The sequence below is a fragment of the Streptomyces chilikensis genome, assembly GCF_001642695.1.
Lineage (GTDB): Bacteria > Actinomycetota > Actinomycetes > Streptomycetales > Streptomycetaceae > Streptomyces > Streptomyces chilikensis.
This window is the reverse complement of record NZ_LWCC02000111.1, coordinates 23,477-29,902: the sequence shown is the minus strand read 5'-3', so window position 1 is coordinate 29,902 and position 6,426 is coordinate 23,477. Positions and strand designations below refer to the sequence as shown.

Below are 6,426 nucleotides of genomic sequence, written 5' to 3'. Positions count from 1 at the left end.
ATCAACAGCCTGGGGGCCTCGATCGTTGCGTTCGGCTGGGGTCACCTGATCGGGGCCCACCTCGAAGAAGCTCACTCAAGCAGACTTCACTCTGTCTCCTGTGTATCGACCGGAGGCCACGTGAACATACTGTTCAGGGCCTTGTTCCGGCGCTCTTTGCCGATGCCGAGCGCTGCCGCCATCAGGTGTACGCCCAGTCGCGGTGGAACAGCATTGCCTACCTGCTGCGACTGGTCCTTTCCGGACCAAGGAAAGTTACCTGGGAACGTCTGCAGGACGCCCGCCTCGTGAATGGTGAACTTGGAAGGGCCTACATCCCCCGTCACCACGTTGCGTGACACCTTGCCAGTGACGGTGAAAGCGGGCTGGTCGGATGTGCGCTGGCCCCGCTTCTTCGGGTCGCCTCCGGAGCCGTAGTTAGAACGCACGGAGAATTCCGAGGAACGCTCAGGAAGTTGGTCGGAACTTCCGAGGTCCTTCCTGGCACGAAGCAAGGCATCACCCATGGGGACCCAGGGGAAGGTGGATTCCACGCTCTCGGAATCCTCTTCTTCAGAGGTGTCGATCGGTAGTGGTTCCTGCAAATCTTGGCGCGGACGAACGAATGCAAGATGGGTCTTCCGGGGAAGTTTTGGCTTTTCGGTTTCCTCGTCTCCGAGTTTTGCGATCAGCACAGCGCGGCGGCGGGTCTGGGGAACTCCGTACTGCTCGGTGAGCAGCACGCCGGACACCGTGTGGTAAGTCTTCCCGTCAGGCAACTCCATGCTGGCCAGGGCTTCTTCGTAGGCTTTCCAAACAGGAAGAACAGCTGGCACCTGCTCAAGGATGATAGTTTCGAACGGCCCGGTGAAGGGTTCATGTGCAGCAGCGGCGGCCAATATCCAGCGAAGTGGTTCCAAGACTAGAGCGGTGCGTGAATCTCCCAGATGGGAGGCTGCGTCCTTTGCGAGTTCTGCGTCGATTTCGTCGGCGCTCTGCGGGTCTTTCGCCAGCCGTTTGATGTATCCCTTGACCTTGTCGAGATCGCGTCGCCCGCTTCCGCTGCCCGCAAGTGAGAAGGTCTGGCAGGGTGGGCCGCCAGCGAGAATGGTGACGCCCTTCAGTCTGGTCGCGTGGTCTCGGAGGTTCCTGCGGACCTCCTGCACGTCGGCGTGGATGGTTGGGAGGCCTGCCGCCAGACGTGTTTCACACGCGTTGCCGTCCCATTCAATACCGATAGCCTCTTTGCCGAGGTAGCGCGCAGCCACGTCCAGCCCTCCTGGCCCTGCGAACAGGTCCAGAATGTCGTATTTCTCCCTTTTTTCTGAGATGGCAGAGGGGGTGTGCGTTGCTGCGCTGGTCATGGTGTCGAAGTGTAGCCGGCGCGGGAGGGTGGATTTCGTGACGCGGGCAGCACGCTGGCGGCGTGATCAGCCGCGGAGCGCCTGGGCGATCGCGTTGCCCACGGCTCGACCGAGTGGCGGCGGGGTGGCATGTCCGATCTGTCGGTAACGCGCGGTCTTCTTGCCCGTGATGGCCCAGTCGGGCGGGAAGGCCTGGAGGATCGCCATTTGGTCGATGGTGAGTTTCTTCAGAGGGCGCCCCGAGTCGTCGGACTTCTGAACGCCGTCCCGGTCCGGCGCCTCGTCGGCGAACGCGTTGCCGTTGATGCCCATGGTGGCCCAGATCTTCTTCGTTCCGGTCGGCCCCACGTCGGCTCCTCCTCGCCCCTCGGAGCCCCCGACGACCGTCGGGGCCGGGCGAGTCGCGTTGCGAGCCCACTCGTCGGCTCCGGTCCAGCCACGCGACGCCATTGAATCCCGCAGGGCCTCGCCTGCGGTGACGTGACACGTCACGGTCGGTTTGGGGTGCTGGAACCTGTCCGCGTAGGGCTCCTGCAGTGCCACGATGAAGCCGTGCGGCCGATCCTGCGGCACGCCGAAGTCCCAGGCGTTGAGGACGAACCAGTGCAGCCTGTACTTCAGGTGCTCCAGTTCGGCTCGGAGGGAGTCGCGGATCTCCTCGTAGTCGTCCGCGCGGATCAACTCAGGGACGTTGTCGATCACGATCGCTTTCGATCCGATGCCGTAGGCCAGAGAGGCGGTGGCTCGGAGTAGGGCACGCTCCTTCGCGCCGTTGCCCGTGCGCTTCTGGGTGGCCGGCGACACCACCCGCGGTAGGCCCGCCGACAGGAGGTCGACGTTGTAACACTCCTGGTGGTCGATAGGGTCGAACTCCTCGAGGTCCATTTCCAGGACCTTCCACCCCGGCCTGTTGTGTCGCAACGTGGCACACGGGTCCTTGCGATGGTCAAGCGCAAGGACCGGGTCGAACCCCGCCTGCTCCAGCCCCAGGGCCAGACCGCCGGCTCCGGAGCAGACGTCGACAGACGTAAATCTCCTCATTGACCCCCCAAGGTCATTCACGGCGATCATGTCACTCGGGGGAGGGGAGCGGTAGTGACCTGCACAAATACACGTGGCTATGCCGTCGAACGGCGGCGGGCAACGAGTTCCTGCACGGTCCTGGCCGTCTCGACCGGTACTTCGTGTTCCCAGAACCGGAGCACCGTCCACCCCGCATCGCGCAAGTGCTCGGTCGTCTCCAGGTCCCGCGCCATGTTCTTGTCGAGCTTGTTGCGCCACCACTCCGCGTTCGACTTCGGCTGCGTCGCGTGCTGGGGGCAGCCGTGCCAGAAACAACCGTCCATGAATATGGCGATCTTGAGTCGAGGAAAGACGATGTCGATGCTCCTGCGCGGCATCCCCGGTACCGGCACGTTGACCCGGAAGCGCAGCCCGGCAGCGTGCAGCAGACGTCTCACCGCTACCTCGGGTGCCGTATCCCTGCGGCCTTGGCGGCTCATGCGGGCCGAGACGGCGGGGGAGGACGGGACGGCGGAACTCACGTATTCATTGTGCCGGCCGGGTTCCCGCCCCCGGCCGTTCCCGCGGGCGGATGCCTCCGGGTGCCCGCCCGGTCGCTCGTTCCGGGCGGGTACCTCCGTCACCGATCAGGCGTACTCGTCGTCGTCCCAGTCCAGGTACGGACCGAGGGGGGTGAGGCGTCGGTGCCAGTCGCGGTGGTGATGATTCGCCGGGTCGTCGGAGCGTTCGTGTCCCGGGTACTTCCCGCAGGAGCCGGGCTCCGTCGGGTGCGGCATCGCGCAGTAGCCACCTGCCCGGCGGGAGATCGACAGGGCGGCTTCCCAGCGGGCATCGTCCAGGCTGATCGGCTTCAGGGTCATAGAGGCTTCCTCCGGCACCGCAGACACTCGCACGGTGGCCAGACGGCGGACTTCAACGGGTCCCAGTCGTCGCCCACGCGAACCACGCGTGGCTCGTCCCACGTCCGACCGCTGTCGCGGCTCACGCGGAAGGTGATCACCGAGGCGTCGTCGTTCTCGATCACGAGGCCGCTCCCAGGATGCCGGAGCAGCGGTCGGACGGCGCGAAAAACGCTGCCCGGGTGCAGGGCGGAGTGGGACGGATAGGGTCTCGCATGTTGGTGCTCCCTCTGAAGCGTCGACCACGCCCCCGGACGGCTCCACCCGTCGCGGGGGTTTCCTTCACTTTACGCGACTGCGTGGGTCCGCGTGGTGGTGAATGGCCACGCGTGGCCAAGCTGTGCAGTCCGTGGCCACGGGCCACCCTGGATGCATGGACCTGCGCTATGCCTATGTCCGGCTGGCCGACGACATCGAAGCCGAGATCCGCTCGGGGCGACTCCCGCTGGGCGCGGCGCTGCCCGGAGAACGGGCGATGATCACGCAGCACGGTGTGTCCATCGACACCGTTCGGCGGGCGCTCAAGGTGCTGCGGGAGCGTGGCCTGGTGACGACGGTCCCGCACAAGGGCACGTTCGTCACCGGTGTGCCGGGGGAGGGGCCCGCGGCGGAGTGAAACGGCGATGGGATGACGGGGCGCGCCGTCGACCGGGCGGGGGTCGAAGGGTCCCGATGCCGTTCGGGTCCGCGTGCGCGACCCTGCTCACGGATTTCGCGTAACCGACGCGGAGGGCGGTGGACGGGCCCGCAGGCGGCCCTGGTCGGGTCGCCCCCCCCGACCCCTGCCGCCACTGCTCGTCCTTGTGGTGCAGATCAGGACGGGGCCGAGAAGGGTCCAGCCCGGGGGCAGGGGTCGGGTGCTGCGGATGGTGATGGGGAGCGCTCGCTCGTTGTCGTTCTCCGATGGAGAGGCATGACCGATCACGCCCGGCGGGCTCGGTCGGCGCTTCAACCCGCCGAACTGTTGGCCGGGACGTGGGCCGGCCGGTCATGTTCGCCCGGCCGGTCCACGCCCCGCTTCCAGGGCGGCTTCCTCGGCGCCCACCGGCCGGTTCGTCACTCTTGGACGTGCTCGTGCTTCGGGGCGGACTGCCACGGCAGTCTCGATGGAGTGGGGAGGTGGACGCTGCGCCGGACCGGGAAGCGCGCTTTCCCACTTCCCGTCCGAAGGTGCTGCTGATGCCGCCGCCGTGCCGGAAGGCTCTCCGGCCGGGTGGCCACATGGGACCCGATCACAACGTCCCCTACGCAGGCTGCGCGGGGAACACGATCACCGAGCCGTCCTTGTTGCGGACGACCTCGATGGCCACGTCCGGGGCGTTACTGTTAGTCGCGATGTTGTCACTCAACCGGTGGATCCGATGTGCTGCGCGCATCAAGCGATCGACTTCACCGGTCGTGAAGACGGGCAGCAGGCCGCTCGGACGGGCCAGCTCCAGGTTCGACAAGCGTTCAAGGGCGTCGGATATGCCCAACTCCAGCTTGTCGACGCGCTGCTGGTCGGCCTTGAGTGACCGGGCGAAGTTCTGGAAGGGGTTGCCGGAGTCCATCTGCGCGTGCTCGACGGCCTGCAGCACGATGACCCGCCGCTTCAACGCGATCGCCAGAGCGGCGAGTTCGAGGTGCGTGCGGAAGGTCCCGCCCTCCTCGTCGATGCCGGGGAACGCCTTGGTCAGCGTGTCGATGTCGATGGCCTTGCCGGCAGGCAGCTTGTCGAGCGCGGCCTGCCACTGGGTGAGGCGGCGGTTGACCGTGACCAGTGCGACGTTGATGGCATGCGCCGCCGAGTCCAGTCCCAGTGACATGCCGAGCTTGCCCTGGTCGAGCAGAAGCGCGGTTGCCTTGTCGATGGTGTCGCGGCAGCCGTCGAGCTGGTTGCGCTCCTCGTCGAGTTTCTGGTCCTGCAACTGCTCCAGTAGTTCCGTGATGTGCTCGATCGCCTGCTGACGCTTCAGGTCGGCGCTCGCGCTCAGCCCTACCGCCACAGCCATGAGCACCAGCGGCGCGGCGACGGTGAGCGCCGCGCTGCCGGTGGCCGCGACGCCGACTGTCGCCCCGGCTCCACCGGCCGCGCCCGCTGTCGCGGCCTTGCCGACCGGGACGAACACCGCGCCGCCCACAATGCCCGACGAGTTCATGAGGGGCCCGCGCAGACCGCCGGGAATTCCCTTCGCCATCATCGGGCGGACGATGCCCTGGCCGAATTGTGCGGCCACCTTCGCCGGCACGACCATGCGGTACAGGTTCTCGCCGGCGGCGGTCGCCGTGGCCGCCGTGGAGGAGCTTCGTGCCGACTGGGTGATGAGCTGCGACAAGTGCTGTGCCAGAGGGCTTGCGGCGTCGAGCGGGATGCCCCGGCTGTTGTCCAGCTTGTCGGGCAGCGGATACGCCTCGAGCGTGGCGATCGGCTCCTCGGCCAAGCCGGCCAGCACGGTGCGCAATTCGTCCAGCCGCTCGGCCGTGATCGGTCCGTCCCCCACCGAAACGGGCACCCGGGCGTCGCCGGTGGCCAGCGTCCACACCGGGACGTGGGCCTTGTTGTCGTCAGTCATCGTCTCCCCTTGCCGTTCGTGCGACAGCCTATGGTCGGCATCCGGCGAGAGCGATGTGAAGTTCCGGTATTCCTGCACGGAGCCGGTGACCGCCTCGTCCGGCACGGAGGGGGCGAGGGGTGCAGGTACTTGCAGGCGTTCGTCGAATCCGTGCGGGACGACAGGTTCTCACCGCGAGAGCCAGCCGGTTGATAATCGGAAGATTTCGGTGAATTCGCCCAACACGCTGAAGCGTTGGCAGTATGGCTTTACAAGACGCGCAGGAGCGCGGAAACAGGTGACCCCGGCGGTGCTGGAACACCCCGGGGTCCGGCATCAGGAGCGCAGAACTCCCCATGCAAATTCATCGTATCCCGGTGCATGACCGGGACTTCGTGATCCTCGCCAACCAGGCCATCCAGGACCGGCGGCTGTCCCACACCGCGCGAGGAATCCTCGCCCTGGTCCTGTCCCTCCCGAACGGCATCGGGGAGAACGTCCGGACCCTGAGCGACGACTACCCGCAGGGCAGGGGCGCCGTCGCCAAGGCCGTCGCGGAGCTGCGGAAGCTCGGGTACTGGGTGACGAGCACGCGCCGTGACCCGGAGACCGGGCGGATCCGCTCCAGCG

At 66.7% G+C, this 6,426-nt stretch carries 6 protein-coding genes and 1 pseudogene; 2 read left to right on the top strand and 5 right to left on the bottom strand.

Features of this window, described 5'->3' with window-relative positions; all coding sequences use genetic code 11:
• Window positions 1-86 precede the first annotated feature (86 nt).
• From A2U95_RS25115 to A2U95_RS25100, 4 genes are all read right to left on the bottom strand, one after another.
• Window positions 87-1,343 carry a DNA cytosine methyltransferase gene (locus A2U95_RS25115; RefSeq protein WP_240958072.1) on the bottom strand — a complete coding sequence of 419 codons (1,257 nt, stop codon included), beginning with the start codon at window positions 1,341-1,343 and terminating at the stop codon, window positions 87-89.
• A gap of 66 nt (window positions 1,344-1,409) precedes the next feature.
• Window positions 1,410-2,384, bottom strand: coding sequence for a DNA cytosine methyltransferase (locus A2U95_RS25110; protein ID WP_166027065.1), 975 nt, complete (start codon window positions 2,382-2,384; stop codon window positions 1,410-1,412).
• Window positions 2,385-2,461: 77 nt separating this feature from the next.
• Window positions 2,462-2,845 (bottom strand): very short patch repair endonuclease, encoded by a 384-nt coding sequence (locus tag A2U95_RS25105; protein ID WP_166027063.1) that lies wholly within the window; start codon window positions 2,843-2,845, stop codon window positions 2,462-2,464.
• A gap of 147 nt (window positions 2,846-2,992) precedes the next feature.
• A complete protein-coding gene (locus A2U95_RS25100; RefSeq protein ID WP_166027051.1) occupies window positions 2,993-3,226 on the bottom strand; it encodes a hypothetical protein in 234 nt (77 codons plus the stop codon).
• A gap of 412 nt (window positions 3,227-3,638) precedes the next feature.
• Between A2U95_RS25100 and A2U95_RS25095 the strand changes: the two genes are divergently transcribed.
• A complete protein-coding gene (locus tag A2U95_RS25095; RefSeq protein WP_166027049.1) occupies window positions 3,639-3,881 on the top strand; it encodes a winged helix-turn-helix domain-containing protein in 243 nt (80 codons plus the stop codon).
• A 628-nt stretch (window positions 3,882-4,509) separates the two neighbouring features.
• Here the strand turns inward: A2U95_RS25095 and A2U95_RS25090 are convergent.
• Window positions 4,510-5,817 carry a hypothetical protein gene (locus A2U95_RS25090; RefSeq protein ID WP_166027047.1) on the bottom strand — a complete coding sequence of 436 codons (1,308 nt, stop codon included), beginning with the start codon at window positions 5,815-5,817 and terminating at the stop codon, window positions 4,510-4,512.
• A 335-nt stretch (window positions 5,818-6,152) separates the two neighbouring features.
• Here A2U95_RS25090 and A2U95_RS25085 point away from each other — a divergent pair.
• Window positions 6,153-6,426, top strand: a pseudogene (locus A2U95_RS25085) (helix-turn-helix domain-containing protein); the annotation flags it as partial.